The organism is Bradyrhizobium sp. 164 (assembly GCF_023073715.1).
Lineage (GTDB): Bacteria > Pseudomonadota > Alphaproteobacteria > Rhizobiales > Xanthobacteraceae > Bradyrhizobium.
On the sequence record NZ_JADPKA010000107.1, the window covers coordinates 17,608 to 42,447 of the forward strand.

Consider the following 24,840-nt stretch of genomic DNA (forward strand, 5'->3'; position numbering starts at 1 on the left):
TGCAGTTTGGCCTTCATGGTTCGAGACGGCGCTACGCGCCTCCTCACCATGAGGGTCTGACTGTGCGGCGCTGAACTCGACATGCGCACCGATCTCTTCGATTTCGACCTGCCGCCCGAGCGTATCGCGTTGCGTCCGGCGAGCCCGCGCGACTCCGCGAAGATGCTGGTCGTCGAGAATGGCGCGTTGCGCGACCAGACCATTTCCGACCTGCCGCAATCGCTGAAGCCGGGCGATCAGCTCGTCGTCAACGACACCAAGGTGATCGCGGCGCAGCTCAAGGGCCGCCGCATCGGCCGCGAGACCGAGCCGAAGATCGAGGCGACACTGATCAAGCGTCTCGACGGCTCGCGCTGGCAGGCGCTGGTCAAGCCGGCGAAGAAGCTCACAGCCGGCGACCGCATCCGCTTCGGCAATGAAGGCAAGGTCTGCCTGCTCGGCCATCTCGACGCCGAGGTCGAGGCCAAGGGCAGCGAAGGCGAGGTGACGCTGTCGTTCTCGTTCCACGGGCCCACGCTCGACCAGGCCATTGCCGATCTCGGCAGCCCGCCGCTGCCGCCCTATATCGCCTCCAAGCGTACGCCTGATGACCAGGATCTTGCCGACTACCAGACGATGTTCGCGGCGAACGAAGGCGCCGTCGCCGCGCCGACCGCCGGGCTGCATTTTACGCCCGCGCTGGAGCAGGTGCTGCGCGAGCACGGCGTCGGCATCAACCGCGTGACGCTGCATGTCGGGGCAGGGACGTTCCTGCCGGTCAAGGTGGACGATACCGAGAGCCACAAGATGCATGCCGAGTGGGGGACGATCTCGGCCGAGACGGCGGAGCGGCTCAACACCGCGCGCAAGAACGGCGGCCGCATCATCGCCGTCGGCACCACGTCGTTGCGCCTGCTCGAGAGCGCGGCAAGCGAGGATGGCACCATTCTGCCGTTCGCGGCGGAGACCTCGATCTTCATCACCCCCGGCTATCGCTTTCGCGCGGTCGATATTTTGTTGACCAATTTCCACCTGCCGAAGTCGACGCTGTTCATGCTGGTGTCAGCGTTTGCGGGTCTGGAGACGATGAAGCGAGCCTATGCGCACGCCATCGGGAGCGGCTACCGGTTCTATTCGTATGGCGATGCGTGTTTGCTGTTCCGGGCAGAGCCCTAAGACGGATGAGCGAAGCGAAATCCGGGATTCCTGCCTTGCGGCTTCCCGCATTTCGCTGCGCTCTTGCGGGCTACAACACTGCCCTAGGGTGGGCAAAGGCGCAGAGCGCCGTGCCCACCATCGATCTGCATAGTTGAGGTCGATTGGTGGGCACGCTTCGCTTTGCCCGCCCCTACGAGACCGCTACGCCATCGCCCGCTGCGGCAAGAGCTCCGCTATCTGTACAGCATTCAATGCCGCGCCCTTGAGCAGCTGATCGGCCGCGACGAACATCGAGATCGAATGTCCTGTGGGGTCGCTGAGGTCCTTGCGGATGCGGCCGACCAGGACGTCGTCCTGGCCCGAGGCGTCGATCGGCATAGGGAAGTAGTTCTTGGCGCGGTCGTCGATCACCTTGACGCCGGGCGCCTGCGCCATGATGGCGCGGACCTGGTCCTCGGTGATCGGCTTCTCGCATTCGAAGGTGATGGCTTCGCAATGGGCGCGCAGCACCGGCACGCGCACGCAGGTGACGCCGACGGCAATGGTCTCATCCTCGAAGATCTTGCGGGTCTCCTTGATGACCTTGGTCTCTTCATCATTGTAGCCGGTCTCAGGATCGACCGCGGTGTTGTGGTTGAAGAGGTTGAAGGCGTAGGGGTGCGGCATCACCTTTGGCGTATAGACCTGCCCGTTGAGATTGGCGCGGGTGGATTCGACGAGCTCCTCCATCGCCGCGGCGCCGGCGCCGGAAGCCGCCTGATAGGTCGAGATGATCACCCGCTTGATGCGGTTCTTCTGGTGGATCGGCCAGAGCGGCACCAGCGCCGTGATGGCCGCGCAGTTCGGGTTGGCAATGATGCCCTTGTGATCACGAATGCGGTTTGCGTTGATCTCGGGGATCACCAGCGGCACGTTCGGGTCCATGCGGAAGGCGGAGGAATTGTCGACCACGACCGCGCCGGCCTTGACCGCGATCGGCGCGAACTTCTTGGAGATGCTGCCGCCGGCGGAGAACAGGGCGATGTCGACGCCGTCAAAAGCGCGCTCGGTCAATTCCTCGATGACGACCTGTTGCCCGCGGAACGACACTGTCTTGCCCGCCGAGCGGGCGCTCGCCAGCGCCTTGAGCTTGCCGACGCGAAAGCCGCGCTTGTCCATGGTGGCGATAAATTCGGCGCCCACCGCACCGGTGACGCCGACAATCGCGACGACGGGATCGTTACTCACTTTGTCCTCCATTGCATTGAGAATTTAGACAACAAAAAAGCCCCGGACCATCGAGGGCGGGGCTTCGGTAGAGCTGATGCGTTTAAGTCGACGACCTACGCGCGCACGCCTCCCCCGGCCCCTGAGGCCGTGGTGGTTTTGGTCGTGCGTTTGGTGGTCGCGAACATGGCGGCGACTTATGCGGGAGAGTCTTGCAGCCGTCAATGGCTTTCCGCCCCGGTCGATGCCGGGGCCGGGCCGCCGCTATTTGGCCCGCGCGCCCGGCGGCTCCAGGATGACCTCCTTGAGGTCGTCGCCGCTGATCACGACAATCGCAAAATTGAGACGGCCGCGTTCGCGCACCAGCCCGCCGCTGATTGCCTTGCCCGAGGCTGCGCGTTCGGCGACGCGCACGGCGTCGGCGAGGCGGTGCCTGATCGCGCCGAGCGCTGCGAGGTTGTCGCGGTCCTCATGGTCGAGCTCGGCGAGGGGGAGGGCGGCTTCCCCGCCGACGAGCTCTCCGGTCAACGCGTTGATGGTGTGGCGCCAGATCCGGTCATTGTGCAGGGTTTTCACCCGGTAGACCGGGGCGCCGGAAGCTCCATCGAAACTCACATCTGCCGTGGTGGCGCCGGCGTGTCGGCCTTCTGCAATCGCCATGGCCTGGCTGATCGAGATCGACGAGCTGCGGAAGCGCTCGATCTCGCGGCTGACCGCCTGGCGGTCCGCTTCGGCATCACCATCTGTGTCGCTGTGAAGCGCGGTCGGCGTGCCTGCGGTCATGATCGCCTGTGCCGGTGCCGCGAGGAGCAGTGCGGGCAGGGCGATCGCAAGCAGTTGCGAGGTCCATCGTTTGGCTGTCGTCATGCTCGAAACCCTCGGCCAGCGAGTGTGCCGGATGATCGTAAAGAATTCGCGGCCGACCTTGGGCACCGGTCGGCCGCGGAGCGCCGCATCGGGCTGTACCCGGCGCGACGATCGAAGCGGTACGGACCTCCTTGGGGCTGGTGAAAAAAGCGGTCCGTCTCGCCTTATAACAAAACCATACCGTATCGTTTCATTTGGTCAATGGCCGAGGCACGGGTTCTTGGGAATTTGATCGCGAGCTCACGGAATTGTCAGCGGGACGGGCGCCGCGGCGTGCTCTTTGCGGCGCTCTGGACGCGGTCGGCGGGTCCCAGCGCGCCGGCCAGGAACAGCTTGATCGCCGCACGCATGCGCTTCTCCGCAGGTTTTAGCTCCAGCGCCGTTCCGAACGTCGCCATGCGGTGGGTGTGCCCGACGACCACGTCGAGAAACACCTCGGCTGCAATGGTGGTGTCTTCGACATCAAGTGCGCCTTGCGCCACCAGGTGATCGAATAAGCGCGCCGTGGTGGCGACGGCCTTGAGCCAGCCTTCTTCCTTGCCGAGCTTGGCGACGTCAGGGAAGTTGATGGCTTGTGACGTCATCATGCGGCTGAAGGCGACGGCGTCGGGACCGCAGGTGAATGTGAGCATCTCGCGCCCGATCTCGACCAGCCGCTGCTCGACCGAGATGTTCGCGGCGCTAGAGAGTTGCGTCTCCGCGGCTGCCGACAACGGTGCAAGCCATCGTGCGATCTCGCGCCTCAGCACGGCCGCAAACAGCCCTCGTTTGTCGCCGTAACGGGAATAGACTGTGGGCTTGCTGACCCGGGCCGCTTCCGCGACTGCGTCGAGCGAGGTCGCGTCGAAGCCGCGATCGAGGAATAGGCGGGTGGCGACCTCGATCAGCCGCTGATCGCGCTCGATCGCGGCGGTCTTCGTCGGCCGGCCGCCGCGCGATTTCGGCACCTCGCGCCGTGGCGCAGCCGGTCTGGTCTTGGTCGCAGTCAATCCCATGCCCAATGATTCCTGCGCGATCGTGATATCAGTCATTCGCTCTATATCGCGCAGCAGCGGGGGCGTCATCGCGAATCTGGCCGATTTGGCCGTGTCATCAACGGTTTCCCTGTGGCCTCGTTCCGTCATGAGGGATCACGGAAGCGTCGAAATCCAGGCTTGGCCGGAAGCCGCCTTGTCATATCCGTACTGATACAGCGCCCGCATGTAGGCGGTATCGAACCCTTCCGAGGGCGCCGCCGGATAGTCGCGCGCGATGTAGGAGAGATGGAAGCCGAGGCGGTTGCGCTTGGCGAAATCATAGGTGGAGAAGATGATCGAGCGCGTCTGCGACTGGGTGATCGACGACAGGCTGCGCGAGGCGACGTCGATGGTGCTGTTGGAGACGAGCTCGAAGTTGCGTTCGATCTTCTTGTTGACGAGGATGTAGATGTCCATCTTCGTGTTGCCCGGCAGGCGGCTGCCTTGGAACAGCAGGGCTTCCGGCAACGTCAGCACCGGCGCCGTCACCCCGCCGTCGACATGCATCTCCTGGAAACGCCGGCCCTGGCCTTCGGCGTCGATAATGATCGGCGGAAAAACCAGCGGAATGCTGGCGGAGGCCGCCATCACGTCGCGAAACAGCTTTAGCGCCTCGGCTGTCCCGACCGCGGCGATCTTGCCCATGTCCCAGATCGCGGTCCGCTGGGTGTCGAGATCGGTCGTCACCACCAATAGCTTCCGGCCCTTGGCATTCTCGCGCGCGACTTGCGCCATGATCTCGGGTCCGACATAGCGGGCGACGAGCTCGCGCAGCCGCGTGTTGCCGAACAGGCCGGATCCGAATAGCACCCGCATGATGCTGGGATCCTTCAGGAGGCTCTCGGCGATGCCGCTGGTGTAGACCTCCTTCAGCGTGTCGTCATATTGCGAGCCGAGGAATGCAAACGGCGCGATGAGGCCGCCGGTGCTGACGCCCGAGACGACCGAGAAGGTGGGACGGGTTCTGGACGCGGTCCAGCCGTTCAGCACGCCGACGCCATAGGCGCCGTCGGCACCGCCGCCGGATAGCGCCAGGTAGGTCTTGGTCGCGGTGCTGTTGTCTTTCTCGAAGCTGAATTTCGTAACGGGCTCGTCGGCGTAGCGCCGGAGCCCATCGATGTCGAGCACGCGCGATGTGCTGGCTTCAGCGGCCGTGTAGGGCGTCCGGGGCAGGGACGTGCAGGCACCGAGCGCCAGGCTGCACGTCAAGACCAGGACTCCGCCCAGGCGGGCGCCTATCGGCCTTGTCCAGCCCTGCGATGGGGCGGACATGTCAGTCGAACTTGAAGGGTAGGGCATCGTCGGTGGCGGGCGATCATACTCATACGGCCGCCGGCAAATCTGCCGCGGCATTCTCGTCCAGCCTCCAAAGTAAAACTATACTGTATCGTTTTGTTTAACAAGAGCGGCGGACCTCGATATCGCTCAAGTCCTCCCAGTTGAGCCATTGGCCGGCCATGGCATGGTTCGGGCGGGTTGATCGACGTCCTCCGACACGCAATAAGCACCGCCATGAATCCCGACAATGATCTTCCCAATCACTTTGAGTTGCTCGCTACCGATGGCGCCGCGCGCAGCGGGCGCCTGACGACGCCCCACGGCGTGGTGCGGACGCCGGCCTTCATGCCGGTCGGCACCGCCGGTGCCATGAAGGGCATGCACTGGCGCGAGGTGCGCGACGCCGGCGCCGACATCGTGCTCGGCAACACCTATCATCTGATGCTGCGGCCCGGCGCCGAGCGGATCGCGGCGCTTGGCGGCTTGCAGACCTTCACCGGCTGGAACGGGCCGATGCTGACGGATTCCGGCGGCTTCCAGGTGATGTCGCTGGCGGATCTGCGCAAGGTCAGCGAGCACGCCGTCACCTTCCGCTCGCATATCGACGGTGCCAAGGTCGAGCTGTCGCCGGAGCGCTCGATCGAGGTGCAGCGCTTGCTCGGCTCCGACATCGCCATGCAGATGGACGAATGTGTGCGGCTACCGGCCGAGCGTGATGACATCGAGCGGGCGATGCGCCTGTCGCTCCGTTGGGCCGAGCGCAGCAAGCGGGCCTTCGAGAGCGCGCCCGCTGGTTACATGCTGTTCGGCATCGTGCAGGGCGGCGACGTGCCGCAGCTTCGCCATGCAAGCGCGCAAGGCCTGGTCGAGCTCGGCTTCCACGGCTATGCGATCGGCGGCCTTGCCGTCGGCGAGCCGCAGGCGGTGATGCTGGGGATGATTGACGAGACCGCCCCGCTGCTGCCGCAAGAGCGCCCGCGTTACCTCATGGGCGTCGGCACGCCCGACGACATCCTCGAGGCGGTCAAGCGCGGTGTCGACATGTTCGATTGCGTGATGCCGACGCGCAATGGCCGTCACGGCGTCGCCTTCACGCGCTTCGGCCAGGTCAATTTGCGCAACGCGCGCCACGCCGAAGATCCGCGTCCGCTCGATGAGGAGAGCTCATGGCCCTCGACGCGCAGCTGCGCTCGCGCCTATCTGCATCATCTCGTCAAGGCAGGCGAGACGCTCGGGGCGATGCTGCTGTCCGAGATCAATATCGCTTACTATCAAACCCTGATGCAGGGCATCAGGGTTGCGATCGCACAGGGCAAGTTCGAGGAGTTCTATCAGCTTACGCGTGAGGACTGGGCGAGGGGCGACATCGCCCCGCGCTAGAGCAACTCCACGATCAGTTGCATACGAACCGCTGCTTGATGGCGTGCTTGGTGACGAAGCCGTAGCCGCAATTATCGCAGGTCCAGAGATAGCTGATCACGCGGTCCGAGACGTAGGCGGATGCTTCGGCGGCGACCATGGAGTCGGCGCAGACCGGACAGGTGGGCAACTCGCTGCAACGCGGATCGCGGTTGAGCGCGACGGTCGACAACACTTCAGCAATCGCTGACATCGTGGTGACCTCTCCCTGCTTGAGACTTAAGTCTAACATAAGCAGATGCGCTTGACGAGGTCGCAACACAAATGCGTTGGTTTTCTGATATTGGCAGCTCACGTGATTTTGCGATGCAGCGTATTTAACATGTGCTGCATTGTCGCTTGCGTGTCGCCGCAAGCTGTCCGTAACTGCGCAAGAGCCGCGACAGAAGCGCAGATCGTCGCCACAGGGAGTTCATCATGGACGCATCGTCCAACACGGGTGCAGCGCACCAGCCCGGTCGCGGCCGGATCTATGACTCGATCGTCGAGGCTTTTGGCGACACGCCGATCGTGCGGTTGCAGCGACTGCCCGGCATGCACGGCGTGAATGCGACCATTTTGGCAAAACTTGAATATTTCAGCCCGGCCGCGAGCGTGAAGGACCGCATCGGTGCGGCTATGATCATCGCCATGGAGAAGGCGGGCATCATCACGCCCGACACCGTGTTGATCGAGCCGACGTCCGGAAATACCGGAATCGCGCTTGCCTTCGTCGCGGCCTCGCGCGGCTACCGGCTCAAGCTGGTAATGCCGGAGTCGATGTCGATCGAGCGGCGCAAGATGCTGGCCTTTCTCGGTGCCGAACTGGTGCTGACTCCGGCAGCCCAGGGCATGAAGGGCGCCATTGCCGCCGCGGAAGAACTGTTGAAGACGACGCCGAACTCGGTGATGCCGCAGCAGTTCAAGAACCTCGCCAATCCCGAGGTGCACCGCCGCACCACGGCGGAAGAGATCTGGAATGACACGGCGGGCCGCATCGATATCTTCGTCGCCGGGGTCGGCACCGGAGGCACCATCACGGGCGTCGGCCAAGTGCTGAAGCCGCGCAAACCATCCTTGCGGGTGGTGGCGGTCGAGCCGGAGGAGAGCCCGGTGCTCTCAGGCGGCCAGCACACCGCGCACAAGATCCAGGGCATCGGTGCCGGCTTCGTCCCCGACATCCTCGATCGCTCCGTGATCGACGAAATCGTCAAGATCAACTCGACCATGGCAATCGAGACCTCCCGCGCGCTGGCGCGGCATGAGGGCATTCCAGGCGGCATCTCCTCGGGCGCCGCGATCGCGGCGGCGCTCCAGATCGGCAAGCGCCCCGAAGCTGCGGGAAAAACCATCCTGGCGGTGGTGCCGTCCTTCTCCGAGCGGTATCTTTCAACGGCTCTGTTTGAGGGAATCTAGGATATGGCGGATCAACCAAGACGGCCGCGTACGCTTGGCGACGCCAGGACGGAAGCTGAGGCGGCGTTCAAGAAGGTGACAGCCAAGGCCGCCGTGGCGCCGCCCAAGCAAACCGCCGTTCCCGGCATCAAGGAACAGGTCACGCTGCGTATCGACCAGGACGTGCTGGAGTTCTTCCAGGAGGGCGGGCCGGGCTGGCAGGACCGCATCAACGAGGCGCTGCGGAAGGCCGCGGGGAAGTAGGCACCGCAGCCCAGGCAGCGGACCGCATCCTGAGAAGCTTGCGCGGCAAGCGTCTCGAAGGATGAAGGCCTCCGGGCCTTTCATGCTTCGAGAGGCGCTCCTATGGCGCGCTCCTCGGGATGAGGAACTCGCAACGAAAAAGCCCGGCCTGAGCCGGGCTTTTGCTTTGATTGGCTTCGCGCCTCAGCGGCGGAACATGCCGCCCATCATGCCGCCGACGACGCCACCCACGAAGGCCGCGCCGGCAGCGTCGCCTGGATTGCTGCGCTGGGGAGCGGGTGCCGGCGCACTGCTGGGTGCCGGAGCGCTGGCACGCCGAGCCGCCTTCTGGCTGTTATCACTGGCGGTCGGCGGTGCAGCCACGATCTCCGAGAGCAGGGCCTTGTGCTGGTGCTTATTGAGGTAGCCGGAGGAAGGATAGCCGCGCGCGGCCTGCCAGCGCTTGAGCACGGCGCGGGTCTCATCGCTGAATACGCCGGTCTGCTTGGTGTCGAAGCCGAGGCCGGTGAGGCGACGCTGCACGTCGCGGCGCTGGTTCTTGTCGAGGCCGATCTGGTCCTCGGTGAGCTGAGTGGCCTCGTCGGTAAAAGTCGCGGGATCGACGCCAGCAGTGAGCGTGCGGGTCGCGGTCGAGGGGCCGCTCTTGATCGCAGCAAGGCGTGCCAGCGCCAGCGCCTTGAACTGACCGTTCGGATAGGCGGCAAGATAAGCGTTGAGCTCTTCCGGCTTGTTGGACTCCTTTACCGAGCGCCAATATTCGAGCTCGACGCCGTCCGAGCCGCCGCCGGTCGCTATTGGCACGCTGCCAGCCGCGGTCGGAGCCGCGTTGGCGACCTGGGTCGTGGGGGCCTGGTTGAGATAGACGGAGCCGGTCAGGTTGGTGTGGCCCCAGGGCAGCTGGCCTTTGCGGGTCTCTTCATTGACCTGGGCGCGCACCGACGTCATCGCCTGCTGGATCTCGACCCCGGGCTTGGTGATGTTGTCGATCAGCGCGCGGGTGAACGGGCTGTTGTTGCCCTCCTGGCCGTCGAGGGCGGTCTGGCCAGGACCGGTGGCGAACGCGATCAGCGTGCCTTCGCCGGACTTCATCTCGGCGAGACCGCTCTGGACGTTGACGCTGCGGGTCGCCGAGTTCGACTTGATCTTGGCGGCGAACGGATTGTCGCGGCAGGCATCGAGGAAGACGAGCTTGACCTTGGCATCGCCCATGGTCTGCTCGAGCGTGAGGTCGATGTTGATGGCCGCCCCCAGCTTGACGTCCATCTCCGACTTGATGTCGGCGTCGACAGGCAGGAGATAATTGGTGCCGCTGACCGCGATGCCGTGGCCGGCATAATAGAACAGCGCGATGTCGGAGCCTTGCGCCTTGCGGCCGAAGTCGAGCAGCTTCTCCGTCATCTGGTCGCGGCTGAGATTGGATCCTTCGATCACCTCGAAGCCGACATTGCGCAGCGTCGCCGCCATCGCTTTGGCGTCGATCGGCGGGTTCGGTAATTGCGCGACGTTCTTGTAGTTGCCGTTGCCGACGACGAAGGCGACGCGGCGGTCGGCCTTCGCGGCACTGATCGACAGGGCCATGCACATCAGCGAAGCGAGGAGGGTGAAATAGCGCATCTGAGATCCCCAACAGAATCGAATTGTAGGCAGCAACAAATTGGCAACGAACCTACACGAAGTGCCCGACTCCGCGCCACCAAAACGGCAGTAAGTCGCGTCCAAACCGCTGCTGTGTGGCCGAATGTGCACGATGGGAATGCTTCCCGAACGTGATCCAAATCACACGGCCACTTCGTTTTGTCGCGCAAGGCAGCGCAAGGTTCACTGCGCGCGGGCGGGAACGGGCGGAGCCGGCTTCAAATTCAGGAGATTGCCGCACAGGATCAGCGCCGCGCCGAGGACCGTCCAGGCGTCGAGCCGCTCGGAATACAGCAGCCAGCCAGCCGTCGCGGTTAGTGGAACGCGAAGGAAGTCCATGGGGACCACGATCGTCGCGTCCGCATAGCGCATCGCGCTCGCGAGGCAATAGTGTGAAAACGTGCCGCAGACGGCGATCACGCCGACCCAGGCCCAGACATGGGCCGATGGCCAAGTCCAGACAAACAGCGTCGGAGCGAAGCCTGCGACCGACTGCACCACCAGCATCCAGAACAGGATCGACAGCGCGCTGTCCGTGCGCGTCAGGGATTTAACCAGCGCCATTGACACGCCAAATCCGACGGCAGCGCCGAGCGCGATCAGCTGCCCCGGATTGATCTCGCCGGCGGCGGGACGGACGATGACGATCACACCGACAAGGCCGAGCACGATGGCCGCAATCCTCCAAGGCGTCATGCGTTCGGACAGGAAGCTCGCCGCCAGGATCGCCGTCCAGATCGGCATGGTGAACTCGATCGCGACCACCTGGCCGGTCGGGATCAGCGTCAGTGCAAAGAACCAGCCGAGCTGAGCGACATAGTGCACCAGGTTGCGACCGATATGTTGCGGCAGGCGCGACGTCTTGAGCACCTTGAAACCGCCCGCGCGGTAGATGATCGGCGAGAGCAGCACGAAGCCGAGCAGCGACCTCACTTCCATGATTTGAAAAACGTTCAGCTCGCGCGTGGCTTCGCGCCCGGCAACCGCCATCACCAGCATCAGCGACAGCCAGCCGGCCATCCACAGTGCGGCCATCGTTTTTGACGGTGTCGTGCTCATTGAGGGCAGATGCTGGAGAATGGAATCTTGAAAGGACGGCCGGTATCAGCGACATCGCCGCCGTTTGCAACGGCCAAATCTGCGGATGCAGCGATGCAGGTCGGCGTGCTAAGGCGTCAGCGAACGACGAGAAAATCGGGAGGTCTTCGCTCATGCGTATCTTGCAGCCAGCCGAGTGGAAAAAACCGCGCGGCTTTTCCCATGGCGTCCTCGTCGACGGGCCGGGGCGTTGGGTGGTGCTGGCCGGGCAGACCGGCGGCGATGAGAGCGGCAACTACGCGCCCGACATGGCGGCGCAAGTTGCGACAGCTCTGAAGCGGATCATCAAGCTCCTGGGCGAGGCCGGCGCGGGCCCCGAGCACATCGTCCGCCTGACGTGGTACCTGACCAGCCGCAGCGAGTATGAGGCCGCCGGGGCCGGCATTGGCGCGGGCTGGAAGGAAACGCTTGGACGCAACTTCCCGCCCTCGACGCTGCTTTACATCGGCGGTCTCGTTGACGAGCGGGCCAAGGTCGAGATCGAGGTCACGGCGTTCGTGCCGCAGGCATAAAAAGTCGACCCGGCGAGGTCGCCGGGTCGACTGTCTTGAACGTGCTATCTCAGCGCGACATCGAGATGTTGGCGCCGCGGAACTGGCTATCGGCGCGCATCGTGACGGTCTGCTTGTTGCCACTCGTCTTCAGCGCGATATTGGCGTTGAAGCCGGCGGCAGAGGCGACCACATCGAAGTTTCCGCCGCCGCCGCGGCCCTGGAGCGAGCCGCTGATATTGCGGCTGGCCTCGGACCAGCTGCCGGTGATGGCGCTGCCCTCTGACTTGACGCTGGCCCCGAGATTGAACTTGTAGGCGTCGCTGGCGCAGGTCAGCGACATTTCCATGGTCGGGCCGATCGGGGTGTACTTGGCCCGGCAGCGGATCCGCTCGGTCGAGCCATCATCGAGGATGACGGTACCGCTGCCGCTCCAGGTGCCTGCCATCGGGGCAAACGGGCCGGACTGGGCTTGGCTTTCAGTGCGGGCGATGCTCGCCACAAACAAAATGGCGGCCGCGATCAGCAGCCGCCGGCCTCTGGCGCGAGCCTCAGTTGGTTTATTGGCGCGATGCTTCCCACCGCCCGCTGCATGGTATGCCTGCAGATGCTCCATTCCACTTCCCCGATCCGGCGTTGCCGTTGAGTTGACCGTTGGCATATGCACCATTGATCGAAACTTTCACAAGTCCCTCACGACCGATGGTGCCGGAAACGTTAGCGCCGGGCGCAGTGATCTTGCCATCGGCAACCGTCAGCATGGAGCTTGCGGTCGGTTCGCAGGAGCCGCTCTTGGTCACGATCGTGACCTGCCAATTGCCGTCATAGGGGCTCTGGGCGAAGGCGGGAGCGGCGAGGGTGCCGGCGACAACTGAAGCGGCACACAACACCGCAATGCGACCTAAACGCATGAAATCCGTCCTCGAATTTGTCTGATATGCTGACGTTTATTCGCACCAAATGTGACGGAAATTTGTTGCGATGCCAAATCGAAAATTGTTCCTGTGGAAACAATGGTTTATTTGAGTCTTGGTGCTCCGATTTCCGCTGCAAAATCAACGCGGACTCGCGTTAAGGGTAAACGTCAGGAGAGACTTGGTGCCAAGGTCGCGAACTGCTCGTCCTGAACTTTGGCCGGCAGCGTCTTGTGGACCTTGGCATAATCGATCACGTCGGCCAGTAGCTTGAGGCCGAGAGGCGCCAGCGCGCGTTCCCAGAGCTCCCGCGCCGTCTCGCCCTTCTTGACGAAGCACCAGTCCTGGGCGGCGATGGCGCCCGCGTCCATGCGGTCGGCGAGGTGGTAGATCGTGCCGCCGGCGATCGGATCGCCTTCCTTGATGGTCCATTCCACGGCGGCCTTACCGCGGTGGCGCGGCAATAGCGAAGGGTGATAGCCGATCCCGCCCAGCTTGGCGGCGGCGAGCGCGTCCCTGCCGATCCGGGCGTGACTGTGCGCCGTGATGATCAGATCGGTATCGGAGGCAATCTCGGAGGCCACCACCAGCTTCGGATTGGCCTGGACCACCACCTCGATGCCGGCCGCCTTGGCGGTGGCGGCGAGGCGATCCTCGGCATCGGCCACCACAACCCGCGCGATCGAGACGCCGTGCTCCCGGAGCATGTTCAGGGTGGTCACGCCGAAATGGCGGGAGCCGACGAGGGTAATGCGCATGGGTATCCGATCCGTCTCGCAGCTGCGTTATCCCCCGATAACACGTCCGGACGTCCTGTCACCACCCAGGCCGCGTTTGCGCGGGTTATCAACAATGCACCGGGTGAGGGCGCGATGAACTCAGCGATTGTGCAGCCACCAGCGTTGCCGTGGTGCCACGGTCGGATGGGAAATGTGGGCAAGCCGACTCTTGTGTTTCGTTGTAGACAGAAGAGATCTTCCATCTGTCGTAAGAGCATGCACAAATCGGGGCTGGCGACATTTCAACCCGCATCCGTTTTCAAACCGGCTTGGCCGCTGGCGTGATCGCCAGCGGCTTTTTCATACCGCGCATCGCGAAATCATCTGATGGTAATACGTTATCAACCAGCTTGGCGTATCGACGAATCCGTCGCGGATTTGTATTGCGTACCGCGACCGAGAATGTTCCGCCGGCGTAGGTGCGCCGCGCCGGCCTTTTCGCCGGGACCAATCTCATGCCGAGCGCGATTGAGCAGATCGTCGACATCTATGTCCGACTGAAGAACCGACGCGGCCTCGACGAGCTGATGATGCACAGGCAGCGGCTCGCGGTCGATCTGAAGAGCAGGTCGGGCTATGATTTCAGCCTGCCCATCGGTCAGATCGACGAGGAGATCGCAACCATCGAAGCGGGCCTCAGCCGGCTGAAGGCGGGCGATTCCAACACGGCCGGCACCAGCCAGCCGACCTGACCCGTTCAGTCGCGCCGGCCGCCGTCGATCACCGTGAATAGCGGCCGCGCCGGAGTCGGCTCGACCAGAAGCTCTTCCACCAGTGCGGTCGCCGCATCGACATATTTGCGCGTCGGCTTGTCGAGCGGACGCTTGGCCTCGTCATCGAGTGCGACTTTTGCGGCCTCGACCAGCTTGCGCATGCGCACCGCATGATCATCGCCCGCCGTCAGCGTCGCGCGTGCCAGCGAACGCAGCACGAACAGCTCGCCCTCGAGGCGGAGCAGACGGTCGTTGAGCCTGGTGAGGACGGCGTTGAGGTCGGCCATGGCGGATGTTCGGCGCGGAGGATCTGTCCTGATCTAACGGCGATCAGTGAACGGAGTCCAAACACCCTTGGCGCAATTCGGTCGATACCCGGCTACGAATTTCGCTGCCGCTGTGTCCAGGCACGATCGTTCGATCGGTCAGGGAACGCGGCGGCTCAGCCGATCATCCAGCTCCGGCCCAGCGCCGTCCGAACAGCGGCGGTTTCGACTTCACCGCTTCCCAGCCGAAGAAGTGATGCTTGCCCGACCAGCTATGCACCACGCTGCTACAGATGCTGCATTTGAAGCTGCCGGCATGCGCGTCATCATGTTCCTCCCTTGTCGCGGCGTAGGTCATGCTGCAACCCCGGCAGGTGAATTCTTCGATCGTCCAGATGCTATTGGCCATTGCACAGAATGTCTTTGAGGACCTCAACCCACGGTAGCCACGGGCTTTTGCAGCGGCGTAAACTGGCCCAGGGAAATCCGGTTAACGGACGTTAGCCAAGCCAGGCCGCAAGTCCCGATCAATGCGCATCTGCACGCGTCTGATGGCGAGCAGCGGCAGCTTGCCTTGCACGCGCCCGGAGCGCACCCTGTCGCCGATCGCATAGGCATAGCGCCAGTAGCCCGGCGCGGCATTCCGCTTCAGCGAATAGTGGACGCCGCGGTGAATCCCCGCATGTGCATCAGGCTCTCTGGGACCGGCCGTCATCGTCCTCAAAATGCCGGTAGGTCCGATGCGTTCCTAGTCAGCGGATGTTGCGGGAACCGGTCGCCTTGACGCCCGGCTTGTTGCTGGCAATAACGGCTAGGCCGCGCAAGCGCCGCAAGTTGCGTTCATGTCGCAAGGAAGGCATTAGCCGTGAAAAGTCTCCGTCAGCTCCTGACGGGTGAGGATATCATCCAGCTCGTGATCCGGCTCGGCCTGCTCGCCCTGCTGATCATCTGGACCTTCCTGATCATCCGCCCGTTCGTGCCGATCCTGGCCTGGAGCGGCGTGCTCGCGGTCGCGTTCTATCCGGCCTTCAGCTTGGTCGCCAAGATCCTCGGCGGCAGGCCGAAAACCGCGGCAGCGATCCTGACCCTGATCACGCTCGGCATCGTCATCGGCCCTGCGACCTGGCTCGGCCTCAGCGCCGTGGACGGTGTGCGGGAGCTGGCGCACCAGCTCGGCACCGGCGATCTGGCGCTCCAATCGGCGCCGGAGCAGCTCAAATCGTGGCCGCTGGTCGGTCCGTGGCTCTATGACCTCTGGGACCAGGCCTACACCAACATCCGCGCAGTGCTGCGCGAGGTGGCGCCTTATCTCCAGCCGCTGGCGGGACCGCTGTTGTCGCTCGCGGGTGATGCGGGCCTCGGCACGGTCCAATTCCTACTGTCGGTGTTCGTTGCCGGCTTCCTGTTTCCGCACGGCCCGCAGCTGGTTGCAGCCGGCCGCAGCTTCCTGTTTCGTATCGTACCCGAACAGAGCGAGCATTTCCTGGAGCTCGCGGGCGCGACCATCCGCGCCGTAGCGCAAGGCGTGATCGGCGTCGCAGTGGTGCAGGCGCTGCTCGCCGGCTTCGGCTTCAAGCTCGCAGCCGTGCCCAGCGCCGGCCTTCTCGCCTTCATTGTGCTGCTGCTCTCGATCGTGCAGATCGGCGCCTTCCTCGTGCTGCTGCCGGTGATCATCTGGATCTGGACCGCCAAGGACGTCACCACGGCGCTGCTGCTCACCGTGTTTCTCGTCCTGGTCGGCTTCATCGATACCATGCTGAAGCCGCTCGTCATGGGGCGCGGCCTGACCACGCCGACCATCGTGATCTTCGTCGGCGTAATCGGCGGCACGCTCGCCCATGGTATCGTCGGCCTGTTCATCGGTCCGATCATCCTGTCGGTGGCGTGGGAGATGATGATGGCCTGGATCAGGACCGAGGACAGGACGGAGGCGGGCAAGGGCTGACCTTGCGCTCGCCGGTGCGACCGGCCCGCCGTGTCGCACCAGGAGCCAACGGCTCCGCGGCCTCTGATCAAGATGCGTCCCGAACTTGTCTATCCGACTAGACAAGTTACGATCTGGACGATTCTGGTCTCGATCTACGGCAGTGATGGCGAAGTCTTCCAAGCTGGTTGCCGCCAGGCGCGGCAAGGTATTGTTGGTCAGACGCCGGTCGGACGGCCTCTGGATGTTCCCGGGCGGGCGCAAGCGCGCGCGCGAATCCGAGAAGGACTGCCTGCGGCGGGAGATCAAGGAGGAGCTGCCCAAGCTGAAGCTCGGCCGGATCAGTCTCTGGAAGGAAGTGAAGGCCAGGAACAAGCGCTCCGGCCGCAAGATGAGCGACGCAATCTTCATCGCCAAGGACGCCAAGGGCAGGCTGGCGATTGGTGACAAGAAGGAGATCGACCGCGCCGCCTGGCAGAAGCCCCGCGGCATCCGCCTGACGCCGACCTCACGCTACATCCGCGACCGCCTGTTTCCGAGAAAGTCGCGGCGGTGAGCTAATCCTCTCGCCCCGCAGGTCGTGTCCGCGCGGCGGATGACCTCGACCGGGCTGCTCGCGACTCCGGCGCAGCGAGCCTGATCACATCCGCCTCGCGTTGCTCCTTGCGAGCCTTGCGCGCATTGCGCATCGCGCGCTTGATGAAGGGGTGTTGGGAGTCCTCTGCGAAGAACAGCACCACCTCGCAGCTCGGACATTGCCTGGAATAGCCGTCCTGCAACCGGCCGGCGCGATCGCGAAACACATCCTTGCAGCGTGTGCACTGAATCTGGACGAAATTCATGCGCGATCAACTATTGAAAATGGATGTTCAGGTGATCTCAAAGGTCTGAAGAAAGCCTGAAGCGCCTTCGGGAGTCGGTCGACGGGCTTTGTCGCAGCCGATGCGGGTAAGTGGGCCGGTGCTCGCAGAATGCGCGCAGCCGTCATCGCGCCGCCGCAGCGGCCCCGACCGATCAATTGGCTCGATCAGCGCTATTGCTTGGCCGCCATAGTGTCCAGACAACGGTTGAGATAGGCGGTGCGATCCCTCGGCAGCACCTTCTCGAGATCCGCCTTCATCGCGCATTCGCGCTGCCGCAGCTGCTCGGCCCGGCGCTTCTCGGCCGCCTCCCGATATTCGGGGGCGACCTTGCTTGGGTCGACCAGCGCCTGTGAGCGTGCAGGAGCCGTCGCAAGCAGTGCGATGGCCGCAATGAAGAAAATGAATGGTTTCAAAATGCGCCTCCGTAAAAGCGGGCATCCTAGCTCGCGCTGTGTGGGCGCTCAAATCCGAAGATGCGGTACTCCGATCCGGAGCAGTTGGGCGTTGAATGCACGGTCCGCGCCGATCGATATCTAGCCCGCCGCTTTGGAACGACTCCGCCTGCCGAGCGTAGAATCCAGGCTCTCGGCCCATCCCCAACCCCAAAAGCCCCGGGCCTGAGAGAAAACCTTTCCCCACAAAGGTTGGCGACCTCGGTTTCCCCGAGGTCGTTTGATTTGGATGCCGCAAGGGGTGTGAACCAGTTCACAAACGCCCGGCGGAATCGCTGCTATGAGGACGTCATTGCTTAACCGATTCATTTTGAACGAAACGCCCCAGCGTGGCTCCAAGCGCTGGGGTTTTTTCGTGCCTGCTGGATCCGTGGAGCGTTCTCCATCGCATTGACTTTCGCATCGAGAGCAGGGTCCGCATTTACGCGTCGGAACGGAGCCAGTTCCGATCTGCTGGGCGAACAACGGCCAAATTGCCGGGATCACGATGATGCCCCCGACGTTGCCCATGAGCGTGCGTTCGCGGGGCAAATCCCATATGCATAGCGGCAAGCAGCCGAATCGAGATGCGAGCGGCTCGCGTGCAGTTGCCGGCGGTTGACGATCAGAGACGGATTCAAGTGAGGCTTTCCAGAAACGCGCGGGCGACTAAAAAGTCGCCTAAGAAGAGCAAGCGGGCGCAGCGCGCAACGATCTCGTCTTCCTCGCCCCTCGGTATGATGGCTCTGCATCTGCTGGCACAATGGAAGCAGTCCGGACGCAGCGGTCTGGTTTTTCTTGCCGAGAGCGAGAACCGGGCGGAGCGGCTGGGCAGCGTCATCCACGCGCTCGACCCTTCCTGCGAGGTGCTGGTGTTTCCGCGATTGAACACCTTGCCGTTCGATCAGTTGGAGCCGTCCCACGAACTCGCGGGGCGCAGAGCCTCGGTCCTGAGGCGCCTCGCAAGATCCAAGAAGCCGCTCTTTCTGGTTTCAACGGCGGAAGCCGTGATGGAGCGCCTGCCGCCGCCGGCTAACCTGTCGCGCTTGAGCGTGAGCTTGAAGGTGGGCGGCGCGTTTTCCGAGCAGGACCTCGAGGCGCGCCTCCAATCCCTGGGATACGATCTCGAGGACGAGCCCGACTATCCGGGCGGGGCGCTGTTTCACGGCCAGACCTTCGAGATATTTCCCGCAGGCGCGCTGGGACCATTCCGGATCGAGCATTCGGATCGCGCGATCAGGCGGATCGTGGCGTTCGATCCGAAAGAGCACGACATCATATTCGAGACCAGCGAACTTCTGGTCGATCCCATGTCGGAGCGCCTTGGCTTTGCCGGCAAGCGCGGCAAGCGCGCGAGCCTGTTCGACTATTGCGGGCGTGCCAAATGGATCGCCGATGCAGGGGTCCCATTGCACGCCGGCGCCTGGCTGAGCACGATCGAGGAAGCCGCGCCACGTGCGGAGCGGGAGCGCGAATATCTGGGCCGAGGTGACTGGAAACGGCTCGCCAAGGGCATGAAGGTGTTGCCGCGGGCGGCGCCGTTCCAGACCACGCCGGAGTTTTCGAAGCTGACATCCGCAAGGAAAGCACTTCGGGCCTTCGTCGAGGAAACGCGGCGGGCCGGTTCGCGCCTGATCCTCGTCGCCGCGCAGGAGGACGATCTACGCGTGATGGAGCGGATGAGCGGCGTCAGGGCGCAGCGCTGCGAGGACTGGGACGAGGCGACGAGTGGGCGCAACGGCGAGACGGCGCTGCTGGCCGATCTCGATGCCGGCTTCGTCCTGCCGGGGAAAAAGCCTCTTGCCGTCGTCACGGCATCCGACGTGCTCGGCAGCCGGGCGCATCATCCCCAGCCGATGGCACGCGCCTGGAGTGCAGCCTTCGATCATCCGGACGTGCCGGAGCAGGGCACGGTGGTCGTCCATCTCCAGCGTGGCCTTGCCGTGCTCGATGGCTTGCAGACGGTGAACACGGGCGGTGGCGCAATGCGAGAGATGATCCGCCTCAAGTTCGCGGGCGACAATGCGGTGCTCGTACCGCCGCCCGATCTCGCTTTGATGTGGCCTTACGCAACCGAACTCGGCAAGCTGGCGCTCGACAAGGCCGATGGCAGCACGTGGTGGGCGCGCCGCACCGAGGCCGAGCGCGAAATCCAGCTTGCAGGCAAGGTGCTGGCCAAGCACATCAGCCAGCGCCGCCGGCGGCGCGCCGAAAAGCTGGTTCCGCCGGGATCGGCCTACGAGAAATTCGTGGCGCGCTTCCCGTATTTCACCACGAGCGACCAGGCCAAGGCGATCGCCGACGTGCTGGACGATCTCGCGTCCGGTCACCCGATGGACCGTGTGATCTGCGGCGATGTCGGCTTTGGCAAGACCGAGGTGGCGCTGCGCGCGGCGGCCGCCGTGGTGCTGTCGGGCAAGCAAGTGGCGATCGCGGTGCCGACGACGGTGCTGGCCCGGCAGCATGTCGCGACGTTCCAGAAGCGCTTTGCCCCGTTCGGCATCGAGGTCGGCAACCTGTCGCGCGCGACGTCAGGCGCTGAGCTGCGCGAGACCAGGGAGGGACTGCGCAGCGGCCGGATCAAGGTCGTGATCGGCACGCAGGCGCTCACCGGCAAGGACGTGAAGTTCGATGATCTCGGCCTCGTCATCATCGACGAGGAGCAGCATTTTGGTGCCGCCGAAAAAGCAAAGCTCTCCGGCCTCGCCAAGAATGTACATGTGCTCATGATGAGCGCGACGCCGATCCCGCGGACGCTGGCCGCCGGTCTTGCCGGTTTTCGCGATCTCAGCGTGATCGCTTCGCCACCGGTTCATCGGCTGCCGGTCGCAACCAGAATCGCACCGCTGTCGGATGCTGCCATCGCCAACGCATTGCTGCGCGAGCAGCGGCGCCACGGCCAGAGCTTTCTGATCTGTCCGCGCATTCAGGATCTCGATCCCATGCTGGCGCGGGTGCAGGCGGTGGCGCCGGACCTCCGCATCGTGTGTCTGCACGGCAGGCTGGCGGCCGACGAGATCGACGACCGCATGATGAGCTTCGTCGAGGGCAGGGCCGACGTCCTGCTCGCGACCAACATCGTCGAGAGCGGCCTCGACATTCCCCGTGCGAACACCATCGTGGTGTGCTGGCCGGAGAAGTTCGGCCTTGCGCAGCTGCACCAGCTGCGCGGGCGGGTCGGCCGCAGCGGCATCCGCGCCTTCGCCCATTTGCTGACGGAGACGGAGTCCGGGCAATCCGAGAAGCGCCTGGCAGTGCTCGAGGAGTTCAGTCGGCCCGGCGCCGGCTTTGCCATCAGCGAGCGCGACCTCGATCTGCGAGGCGCGGGAGACCTGTTCTCGGAGCAGCAATCCGGCCACGTGCAGGTGTTCGGGCCCGTGCTCTACAGTCACCTGCTGAAAATGGCCTCGGAGAAGGTCGACGAGGGGCGGGCCCCGGTGTGGGTGCCCGACCTCAATTTGCCGGTCGGGGACATGCTTCCCGACAGCTACGTGCAGTCCGAGCCGGTGCGGCTCGAGCTCTACGCGCGTGCAGCACGATGCAATGACGAAGACGACCTCGACGACCTCGAGGAGGAAACGTCGCGCCGCTTCGGCCCCTTGCCGAATGTCGCGCGCGACTTCTTCGGCGCAGCTCGGCTCAGGATCGAATGCAAGCGCAGAGGCATCATCCGCCTCGACGTCGGCCCCGGGGCGGTCGCCGCGACATTCCTGCCCGGGCGCTTGCGGAAGTCGCGGGGAAAGTCGCTGCAGCGCGACGGCGATCGCGTCGTCTATTACAGCCCGATGCGCGATGCGCCATTCGAGCGGGTTGAGGAGTTGTTCGAGGTGCTGGACGAGGGGTAAGGGCGCTTGCGCCTTCGTCAGCACGGGCACCGGAAGCAGGGCAGGCACGCGGTCTGTCGGCGTCGTCCTTCGACCGCAGCTTGACGTCATCTTCAGCGGTACCCGAGCAGAGTTGCTGGATGAAGGTTGAGGCGCTGCCAAAACTGCGAAAACAACCCCATGCACAGTAGCTAAGTGCCGCCGGCACAACGTCTTCTGCATTGGACGCAAAGGTCATTTGACGCGTCGGGCAAAACAGTGGCATTCTGCCATCTTCGGAAAATCCGCCGCGAAGCACTTTGGTCATTCCTCGCACACACCCCGTATTCAGCCGGAGTGGCTGAGCCTGTCAGCCGCCCAAGCCGCTAACGTGGAATTAATCCGAAAAGCCCACAATTTTAGGCACTTGTGTATGGGTGCTGCGTAAAGGAGGCGTCGCGAGGACGTTCCGGGAGCGGCTTCCTTTTGCTCGCTCATTGGGGTCAATGCACGTGACCATGACTTTCGAAACGCAAGGCTTCGTCGAAGAGCTCGACCCTGCAGCACTGGCAGCGGCAGTCGCCGCACCCGCAGTCCCAGAAGCTCCAGGGCCGGTCAAGCGGTCCAGCCGCAAGTCGGTCCTGGCACTGTCGGTGTGTGCCTTGGCCAACGGCGCGGCCGCCATCTATACGTTGCCCTCTGAGTTTCCGTCGCTGAATGTCGGCAGCTTGGCTGAACTGCTTCCGCGCCAGGAAGCTTCGGCGCCAAAAGCCGATTCGGTTGTCGCTGCTCTGAAGGACATTCAATCGGCCCAACAGCTACAGACTGCCTTGCTGAAGGAGAACAATGATTCCGTGCAGCAAAATGCAGCTTTGCTGCAGCAGGATTCGATGGTGCTGCTTTCTCTGCGACAGAGCATCACGGACGAACGGGTCGATGTGAGGAAGATATCTTCGCAGCTTTCCACGCTGATCGCGAAGGTCGACTCGCTGCAAAGTGCAATGATATCGGACATAACCTCCTCCATTCCAAGAGGGCACGCCCGCAATCGACTGGCGATGCGCAAACGGATGGTTCGGGAAGCGAAGCCTGTCGGGCCTGTTTCGGTTGGAGGAGCTCCGCTGAGTACGCCGGCCACGCCGCCGGCTCCGGAAAGCTGAAGCATTTTATTCAGCAACCTGAGCGGCGAACGCAGGGTGCTTTGGGTCTTGGGTGGCTCACCCTCTGACTTCTTCTGAAATTGGATATTGCACTTCTTTGCGATTGGAGCGCGAGCGGTGGCTAGCGCAACAGCCATCAGTTGCTTGACCTCGACCTCCAGCCGTATTCCTGATGCGGAATGGTGGCGGTGATGTCGGCCTCTTTGTCCGCTGAGAGGCGCCAGGCTGCCACCCCGAAGCACAAGGTCAAAATCAGGGCTGTCGCAAGCAGAAGCATCGAGACGAAATGGCTCACGCGCGTCCACCACAGTTTGAAACTACAGAGAGCGAACACGAGACACCGATTCGGAAAATACAGACGCGCTGACCTAAAGCCTGGTTTCCACAGCTAGTCATACCGGGCCAAAGGCGCTCACGATCCCGATCGTGATCGGGACCAACGCGACGATTGTCCATAAGGCGGGCGAGCTGGAGGATAGGCCGGCGAAAAAGATCAAGAGACCGAAGCCAACGAGGGCCGCCGAGATAGCATAGGCGAGTGCTTTTTCCATCATTCGATCCACAAGGAATACGGGATGGATTGCGCCTCTAGGACTCGTTGCCGGTCGAAACGTTCCTATGCCCGAATATCTGGATCAAGCGGTGCATCAGCATCTTTGATCCGTTGACGGGACGCATTGGCAGGTCAGCCGCCGACAGGGATGCTCGTCCTCCGCGGCTGACCCGCGAGATGTGGGCCTTGGAAAGCCCTCGATCAAAGCAACCATCTTCGAAACGTCAGAGAATTTGATCCGGAGTCCACCCGTGCGATTTTGTCCGGTCTCGCTATCCAACAGCGGGAGCGCGCAAGGGCCCTCAGCGACATCGCCAGACTCAGGAAAGAGGCATCCGCCGAGATCGAACGGTTGATCGCCTTCCTGGACGCCTCCGATCCCTATGTCGTGACCGAGCTTGAGCAAGGGGTTGATGATGGGCCCTGCGATACCGACGAATTGGAGGTCAGCGAGGGGGATGACGAGGACGTCCCTTGGAAGCCTCGACCACCACCACAGCCAAGAGCAATGGGCGGGCGGCGGTAGCACCGACCTGGAGGAAGACCCTACCGAGTCCGGGATTGCTGACTGGGAGGGTTTGCTAGAGCAGATTGGTATGCGGGATTGGACCGGGACGGTGATGGCATGAAACCAGCATGGAGGCGTGGCACCGCCGGCAAGCAGTCGGCCTGGCAAGCTAGGTGCCGGAAAACGTTGATAACGCTCGGCTGGTGCTTCAGGCGGTGCAAGAGCTGGTAGAGACCTTCCTGATGCAGGAACCAGCCGCGCCACTACCCGCGAATGTGGTCTCTCTGCGGGATCTTCCCTGCGCTTAGGCGGGCGGTAGTCTCAAAAAGATACGCCGCCGGGCTCGAAATACATTGTCCCGGCGGCGCCCTGTTTCAAACTGGGTCCAGCAATCCCAGTCATCCGAATATGAGCAATGCTTGTGCCAAGAGGCCCGCCGGAGCTTCCGCGTGACTCGGGGTCTGACGGCACGTCGTTAAAACAAACGCTGCCGTGCTGCAGTGCCACTCGCTACCAAGTGCACCACTTGAGACGGGATGCGGAGCTGCCATGGCGAACAGAAGAGTCGCGCCGGCGAAGGAATTTACGATCACCAGCGTGCGCGCTTTACGAGACAAGGCATTGATGAAAGCTGACATAGCCGAATCCCCATTGGTCCATTGGGAGAGGCTAGGCCGGGTTTGTTTCTGGATGGCTTCGCGGCGCTGAAAAATGGTTTCGTCGCGGGAATAGGCGGGAATAAGTGGCAAGGTCAAGAATGGTCTCATTTGGTCACTGCAGTCACTCCTTGACCCCCGACTGCTGGGAATGTTTAGGGAAATGGCGACTTCAGCGCGCCCACCGCGCATTGGGAGTCAATCTCGGTAGACGGGATGCGCCTATGACCGCCGCTCAGCCTGCCGACGTCAGGTGCCCCAAGTGCAAGCAGCCGACCCGGCTTGTGGAGCGGCTTTGGCGCCTCGAAACCTCCAGCTACGTCCGCGTTTTCAAATGCCAGTGCGGGGACTGGGACGATTAGGCCGCCTCAGTTGGCGGCCCGCCGGGTTCACGCTGGCGGACATCTTTTTAGTTTGTGCACACTAGTCACCATTAAACGCAGTGATTATTCTGGCACGATATCTCGCGTATTTTAAATTATTTT

Annotated in this window: 26 protein-coding genes; 10 read left to right on the forward strand and 16 right to left on the reverse strand. The window is 63.3% G+C overall.

Translation table 11 applies throughout. From position 1 onward, the window contains the following. Window positions 1-81 precede the first annotated feature (81 nt). Window positions 82-1,155, forward strand: coding sequence for a tRNA preQ1(34) S-adenosylmethionine ribosyltransferase-isomerase QueA (gene queA / locus IVB01_RS32320; protein WP_247279892.1), 1,074 nt, complete (start codon window positions 82-84; stop codon window positions 1,153-1,155). Window positions 1,156-1,338: 183 nt separating this feature from the next. On the opposite strand, the gene IVB01_RS32325 is transcribed toward queA, so the two are convergent. The 4 genes from IVB01_RS32325 to IVB01_RS32340 form a co-directional block, all read right to left on the reverse strand. Then, a complete protein-coding gene (locus IVB01_RS32325) occupies window positions 1,339-2,376 on the reverse strand; it encodes an aspartate-semialdehyde dehydrogenase (RefSeq protein ID WP_247279891.1) in 1,038 nt (345 codons plus the stop codon). A gap of 231 nt (window positions 2,377-2,607) precedes the next feature. Next, window positions 2,608-3,210, reverse strand: a complete 603-nt coding sequence (locus IVB01_RS32330; protein ID WP_247450247.1) for a PepSY domain-containing protein — start codon at window positions 3,208-3,210, stop codon at window positions 2,608-2,610. Window positions 3,211-3,461: 251 nt separating this feature from the next. Next, window positions 3,462-4,205, reverse strand: coding sequence for a TetR/AcrR family transcriptional regulator (locus tag IVB01_RS32335; RefSeq protein WP_247279905.1), 744 nt, complete (start codon window positions 4,203-4,205; stop codon window positions 3,462-3,464). Window positions 4,206-4,340: 135 nt separating this feature from the next. Then, a complete protein-coding gene (locus IVB01_RS32340; RefSeq protein WP_247279890.1) occupies window positions 4,341-5,498 on the reverse strand; it encodes a patatin-like phospholipase family protein in 1,158 nt (385 codons plus the stop codon). Window positions 5,499-5,738: 240 nt separating this feature from the next. On the opposite strand from IVB01_RS32340, the gene tgt reads away from it, so the two are divergent. After that, the gene (gene tgt / locus IVB01_RS32345) at window positions 5,739-6,884 is read left to right on the forward strand and encodes a tRNA guanosine(34) transglycosylase Tgt (RefSeq protein ID WP_247279889.1); all 1,146 of its coding nucleotides are present in this window, start codon (window positions 5,739-5,741) and stop codon (window positions 6,882-6,884) included. Window positions 6,885-6,897: 13 nt separating this feature from the next. On the opposite strand, the gene IVB01_RS32350 is transcribed toward tgt, so the two are convergent. Then, entirely contained in the window at window positions 6,898-7,116 is a 219-nt protein-coding gene (locus tag IVB01_RS32350) for a hypothetical protein (protein WP_247279888.1), read from the reverse strand. A gap of 224 nt (window positions 7,117-7,340) precedes the next feature. Here IVB01_RS32350 and cysK point away from each other — a divergent pair, with 224 nt between their 5' ends. Continuing rightward, window positions 7,341-8,318: a cysteine synthase A gene (gene cysK, locus IVB01_RS32355; protein ID WP_247279887.1), complete on the forward strand. Its 978-nt coding sequence runs from the start codon at window positions 7,341-7,343 to the stop codon at window positions 8,316-8,318. Window positions 8,319-8,321: 3 nt separating this feature from the next. Further along, a complete protein-coding gene (locus IVB01_RS32360; RefSeq protein WP_247279886.1) occupies window positions 8,322-8,561 on the forward strand; it encodes a BrnA antitoxin family protein in 240 nt (79 codons plus the stop codon). A gap of 183 nt (window positions 8,562-8,744) precedes the next feature. On the opposite strand, the gene IVB01_RS32365 is transcribed toward IVB01_RS32360, so the two are convergent. Together IVB01_RS32365 and IVB01_RS32370 are read right to left on the reverse strand one after the other, a co-directional pair. Next, entirely contained in the window at window positions 8,745-10,175 is a 1,431-nt protein-coding gene (locus IVB01_RS32365; RefSeq protein WP_247279885.1) for a caspase family protein, read from the reverse strand. A 204-nt stretch (window positions 10,176-10,379) separates the two neighbouring features. Then, window positions 10,380-11,255, reverse strand: coding sequence for a DMT family transporter (locus tag IVB01_RS32370; protein ID WP_247495181.1), 876 nt, complete (start codon window positions 11,253-11,255; stop codon window positions 10,380-10,382). Between the two features lie 152 nt (window positions 11,256-11,407). Between IVB01_RS32370 and IVB01_RS32375 the strand changes: the two genes are divergently transcribed. Continuing rightward, window positions 11,408-11,806 (forward strand): RidA family protein, encoded by a 399-nt coding sequence (locus IVB01_RS32375; protein ID WP_247279883.1) that lies wholly within the window; start codon window positions 11,408-11,410, stop codon window positions 11,804-11,806. Window positions 11,807-11,855: 49 nt separating this feature from the next. On the opposite strand, the gene IVB01_RS32380 is transcribed toward IVB01_RS32375, so the two are convergent. The 4 genes from IVB01_RS32380 to IVB01_RS32395 form a co-directional block, all read right to left on the reverse strand. After that, window positions 11,856-12,401, reverse strand: a complete 546-nt coding sequence (locus tag IVB01_RS32380; RefSeq protein WP_247279882.1) for a hypothetical protein — start codon at window positions 12,399-12,401, stop codon at window positions 11,856-11,858. After that, window positions 12,346-12,696, reverse strand: coding sequence for a hypothetical protein (locus IVB01_RS32385; RefSeq protein ID WP_247279881.1), 351 nt, complete (start codon window positions 12,694-12,696; stop codon window positions 12,346-12,348). Before IVB01_RS32385 ends, IVB01_RS32380 begins: the two co-directional genes overlap by 56 nt. A 173-nt stretch (window positions 12,697-12,869) precedes the next feature. Further along, complete coding sequence (locus IVB01_RS32390; RefSeq protein ID WP_247279880.1) at window positions 12,870-13,457, reverse strand: formyltransferase family protein; 588 nt, start codon at window positions 13,455-13,457, stop codon at window positions 12,870-12,872. A gap of 280 nt (window positions 13,458-13,737) precedes the next feature. Further along, the gene (locus IVB01_RS32395; protein ID WP_247419438.1) at window positions 13,738-13,935 is read right to left on the reverse strand and encodes a hypothetical protein; all 198 of its coding nucleotides are present in this window, start codon (window positions 13,933-13,935) and stop codon (window positions 13,738-13,740) included. On the opposite strand from IVB01_RS32395, the gene IVB01_RS32400 reads away from it, so the two are divergent. After that, window positions 13,934-14,170 (forward strand): hypothetical protein, encoded by a 237-nt coding sequence (locus IVB01_RS32400; protein WP_247279879.1) that lies wholly within the window; start codon window positions 13,934-13,936, stop codon window positions 14,168-14,170. The two genes, IVB01_RS32395 and IVB01_RS32400, sit on opposite strands and share 2 nt — an antisense overlap. 5 nt (window positions 14,171-14,175) lie before the next feature. Here the strand turns inward: IVB01_RS32400 and IVB01_RS32405 are convergent, their stop codons facing one another. The 3 genes from IVB01_RS32405 to IVB01_RS32415 all read right to left on the reverse strand — a co-directional run bounded on the left by IVB01_RS32405 (window position 14,176) and on the right by IVB01_RS32415 (window position 15,172). Next, window positions 14,176-14,478: a hypothetical protein gene (locus tag IVB01_RS32405; protein WP_247279878.1), complete on the reverse strand. Its 303-nt coding sequence runs from the start codon at window positions 14,476-14,478 to the stop codon at window positions 14,176-14,178. A 163-nt stretch (window positions 14,479-14,641) separates the two neighbouring features. Then, window positions 14,642-14,866, reverse strand: coding sequence for a hypothetical protein (locus IVB01_RS32410; protein ID WP_247279877.1), 225 nt, complete (start codon window positions 14,864-14,866; stop codon window positions 14,642-14,644). Between the two features lie 81 nt (window positions 14,867-14,947). Further along, window positions 14,948-15,172 carry a hypothetical protein gene (locus IVB01_RS32415; RefSeq protein ID WP_247279876.1) on the reverse strand — a complete coding sequence of 75 codons (225 nt, stop codon included), beginning with the start codon at window positions 15,170-15,172 and terminating at the stop codon, window positions 14,948-14,950. 150 nt (window positions 15,173-15,322) lie between these two features. Between IVB01_RS32415 and IVB01_RS32420 the strand changes: the two genes are divergently transcribed. Beyond that, entirely contained in the window at window positions 15,323-16,402 is a 1,080-nt protein-coding gene (locus IVB01_RS32420; RefSeq protein WP_247279875.1) for an AI-2E family transporter, read from the forward strand. Window positions 16,403-16,547: 145 nt separating this feature from the next. After that, window positions 16,548-16,937, forward strand: a complete 390-nt coding sequence (locus tag IVB01_RS32425; protein WP_247279874.1) for an NUDIX hydrolase — start codon at window positions 16,548-16,550, stop codon at window positions 16,935-16,937. A gap of 477 nt (window positions 16,938-17,414) precedes the next feature. Here the strand turns inward: IVB01_RS32425 and IVB01_RS32435 are convergent, their stop codons facing one another. Beyond that, complete coding sequence (locus tag IVB01_RS32435; protein WP_247279872.1) at window positions 17,415-17,657, reverse strand: hypothetical protein; 243 nt, start codon at window positions 17,655-17,657, stop codon at window positions 17,415-17,417. Window positions 17,658-18,412: 755 nt separating this feature from the next. Here IVB01_RS32435 and IVB01_RS32440 point away from each other — a divergent pair. Together IVB01_RS32440 and IVB01_RS32445 are read left to right on the forward strand one after the other, a co-directional pair. After that, complete coding sequence (locus tag IVB01_RS32440) at window positions 18,413-21,520, forward strand: DEAD/DEAH box helicase (protein ID WP_247279871.1); 3,108 nt, start codon at window positions 18,413-18,415, stop codon at window positions 21,518-21,520. A 464-nt stretch (window positions 21,521-21,984) separates the two neighbouring features. Continuing rightward, window positions 21,985-22,638 carry a hypothetical protein gene (locus tag IVB01_RS32445; RefSeq protein WP_247495182.1) on the forward strand — a complete coding sequence of 218 codons (654 nt, stop codon included), beginning with the start codon at window positions 21,985-21,987 and terminating at the stop codon, window positions 22,636-22,638. A gap of 1,459 nt (window positions 22,639-24,097) precedes the next feature. On the opposite strand, the gene IVB01_RS32450 is transcribed toward IVB01_RS32445, so the two are convergent. Next, entirely contained in the window at window positions 24,098-24,454 is a 357-nt protein-coding gene (locus IVB01_RS32450) for a hypothetical protein (protein WP_247279869.1), read from the reverse strand. Between the last annotated feature and the right edge of the window lie 386 nt (window positions 24,455-24,840).

What these genes read in the sequence shown, in the direction of transcription:
- queA (WP_247279892.1), top strand. Translation starts at nt 82, where the DNA reads ATGCGCACCGATCTCTTCGATTTCGACCTGCCGCCCGAGCGTATCGCG.
- IVB01_RS32325 (WP_247279891.1), bottom strand. Translation starts at nt 2,376, where the DNA reads ATGGAGGACAAAGTGAGTAACGATCCCGTCGTCGCGATTGTCGGCGTC.
- IVB01_RS32330 (WP_247450247.1), bottom strand. Translation starts at nt 3,210, where the DNA reads ATGACGACAGCCAAACGATGGACCTCGCAACTGCTTGCGATCGCCCTG.
- IVB01_RS32335 (WP_247279905.1), bottom strand. Translation starts at nt 4,205, where the DNA reads ATGGGATTGACTGCGACCAAGACCAGACCGGCTGCGCCACGGCGCGAG.
- IVB01_RS32340 (WP_247279890.1), bottom strand. Translation starts at nt 5,498, where the DNA reads ATGTCCGCCCCATCGCAGGGCTGGACAAGGCCGATAGGCGCCCGCCTG.
- tgt (WP_247279889.1), top strand. Translation starts at nt 5,739, where the DNA reads ATGAATCCCGACAATGATCTTCCCAATCACTTTGAGTTGCTCGCTACC.
- IVB01_RS32350 (WP_247279888.1), bottom strand. Translation starts at nt 7,116, where the DNA reads ATGTCAGCGATTGCTGAAGTGTTGTCGACCGTCGCGCTCAACCGCGAT.
- cysK (WP_247279887.1), top strand. Translation starts at nt 7,341, where the DNA reads ATGGACGCATCGTCCAACACGGGTGCAGCGCACCAGCCCGGTCGCGGC.
- IVB01_RS32360 (WP_247279886.1), top strand. Translation starts at nt 8,322, where the DNA reads ATGGCGGATCAACCAAGACGGCCGCGTACGCTTGGCGACGCCAGGACG.
- IVB01_RS32365 (WP_247279885.1), bottom strand. Translation starts at nt 10,175, where the DNA reads ATGCGCTATTTCACCCTCCTCGCTTCGCTGATGTGCATGGCCCTGTCG.
- IVB01_RS32370 (WP_247495181.1), bottom strand. Translation starts at nt 11,255, where the DNA reads ATGAGCACGACACCGTCAAAAACGATGGCCGCACTGTGGATGGCCGGC.
- IVB01_RS32375 (WP_247279883.1), top strand. Translation starts at nt 11,408, where the DNA reads ATGCGTATCTTGCAGCCAGCCGAGTGGAAAAAACCGCGCGGCTTTTCC.
- IVB01_RS32380 (WP_247279882.1), bottom strand. Translation starts at nt 12,401, where the DNA reads ATGGAGCATCTGCAGGCATACCATGCAGCGGGCGGTGGGAAGCATCGC.
- IVB01_RS32385 (WP_247279881.1), bottom strand. Translation starts at nt 12,696, where the DNA reads ATGCGTTTAGGTCGCATTGCGGTGTTGTGTGCCGCTTCAGTTGTCGCC.
- IVB01_RS32390 (WP_247279880.1), bottom strand. Translation starts at nt 13,457, where the DNA reads ATGCGCATTACCCTCGTCGGCTCCCGCCATTTCGGCGTGACCACCCTG.
- IVB01_RS32400 (WP_247279879.1), top strand. Translation starts at nt 13,934, where the DNA reads ATGCCGAGCGCGATTGAGCAGATCGTCGACATCTATGTCCGACTGAAG.
- IVB01_RS32395 (WP_247419438.1), bottom strand. Translation starts at nt 13,935, where the DNA reads ATGAGATTGGTCCCGGCGAAAAGGCCGGCGCGGCGCACCTACGCCGGC.
- IVB01_RS32405 (WP_247279878.1), bottom strand. Translation starts at nt 14,478, where the DNA reads ATGGCCGACCTCAACGCCGTCCTCACCAGGCTCAACGACCGTCTGCTC.
- IVB01_RS32410 (WP_247279877.1), bottom strand. Translation starts at nt 14,866, where the DNA reads ATGGCCAATAGCATCTGGACGATCGAAGAATTCACCTGCCGGGGTTGC.
- IVB01_RS32415 (WP_247279876.1), bottom strand. Translation starts at nt 15,172, where the DNA reads ATGACGGCCGGTCCCAGAGAGCCTGATGCACATGCGGGGATTCACCGC.
- IVB01_RS32425 (WP_247279874.1), top strand. Translation starts at nt 16,548, where the DNA reads ATGGCGAAGTCTTCCAAGCTGGTTGCCGCCAGGCGCGGCAAGGTATTG.
- IVB01_RS32440 (WP_247279871.1), top strand. Translation starts at nt 18,413, where the DNA reads ATGATGGCTCTGCATCTGCTGGCACAATGGAAGCAGTCCGGACGCAGC.
- IVB01_RS32445 (WP_247495182.1), top strand. Translation starts at nt 21,985, where the DNA reads ATGCACGTGACCATGACTTTCGAAACGCAAGGCTTCGTCGAAGAGCTC.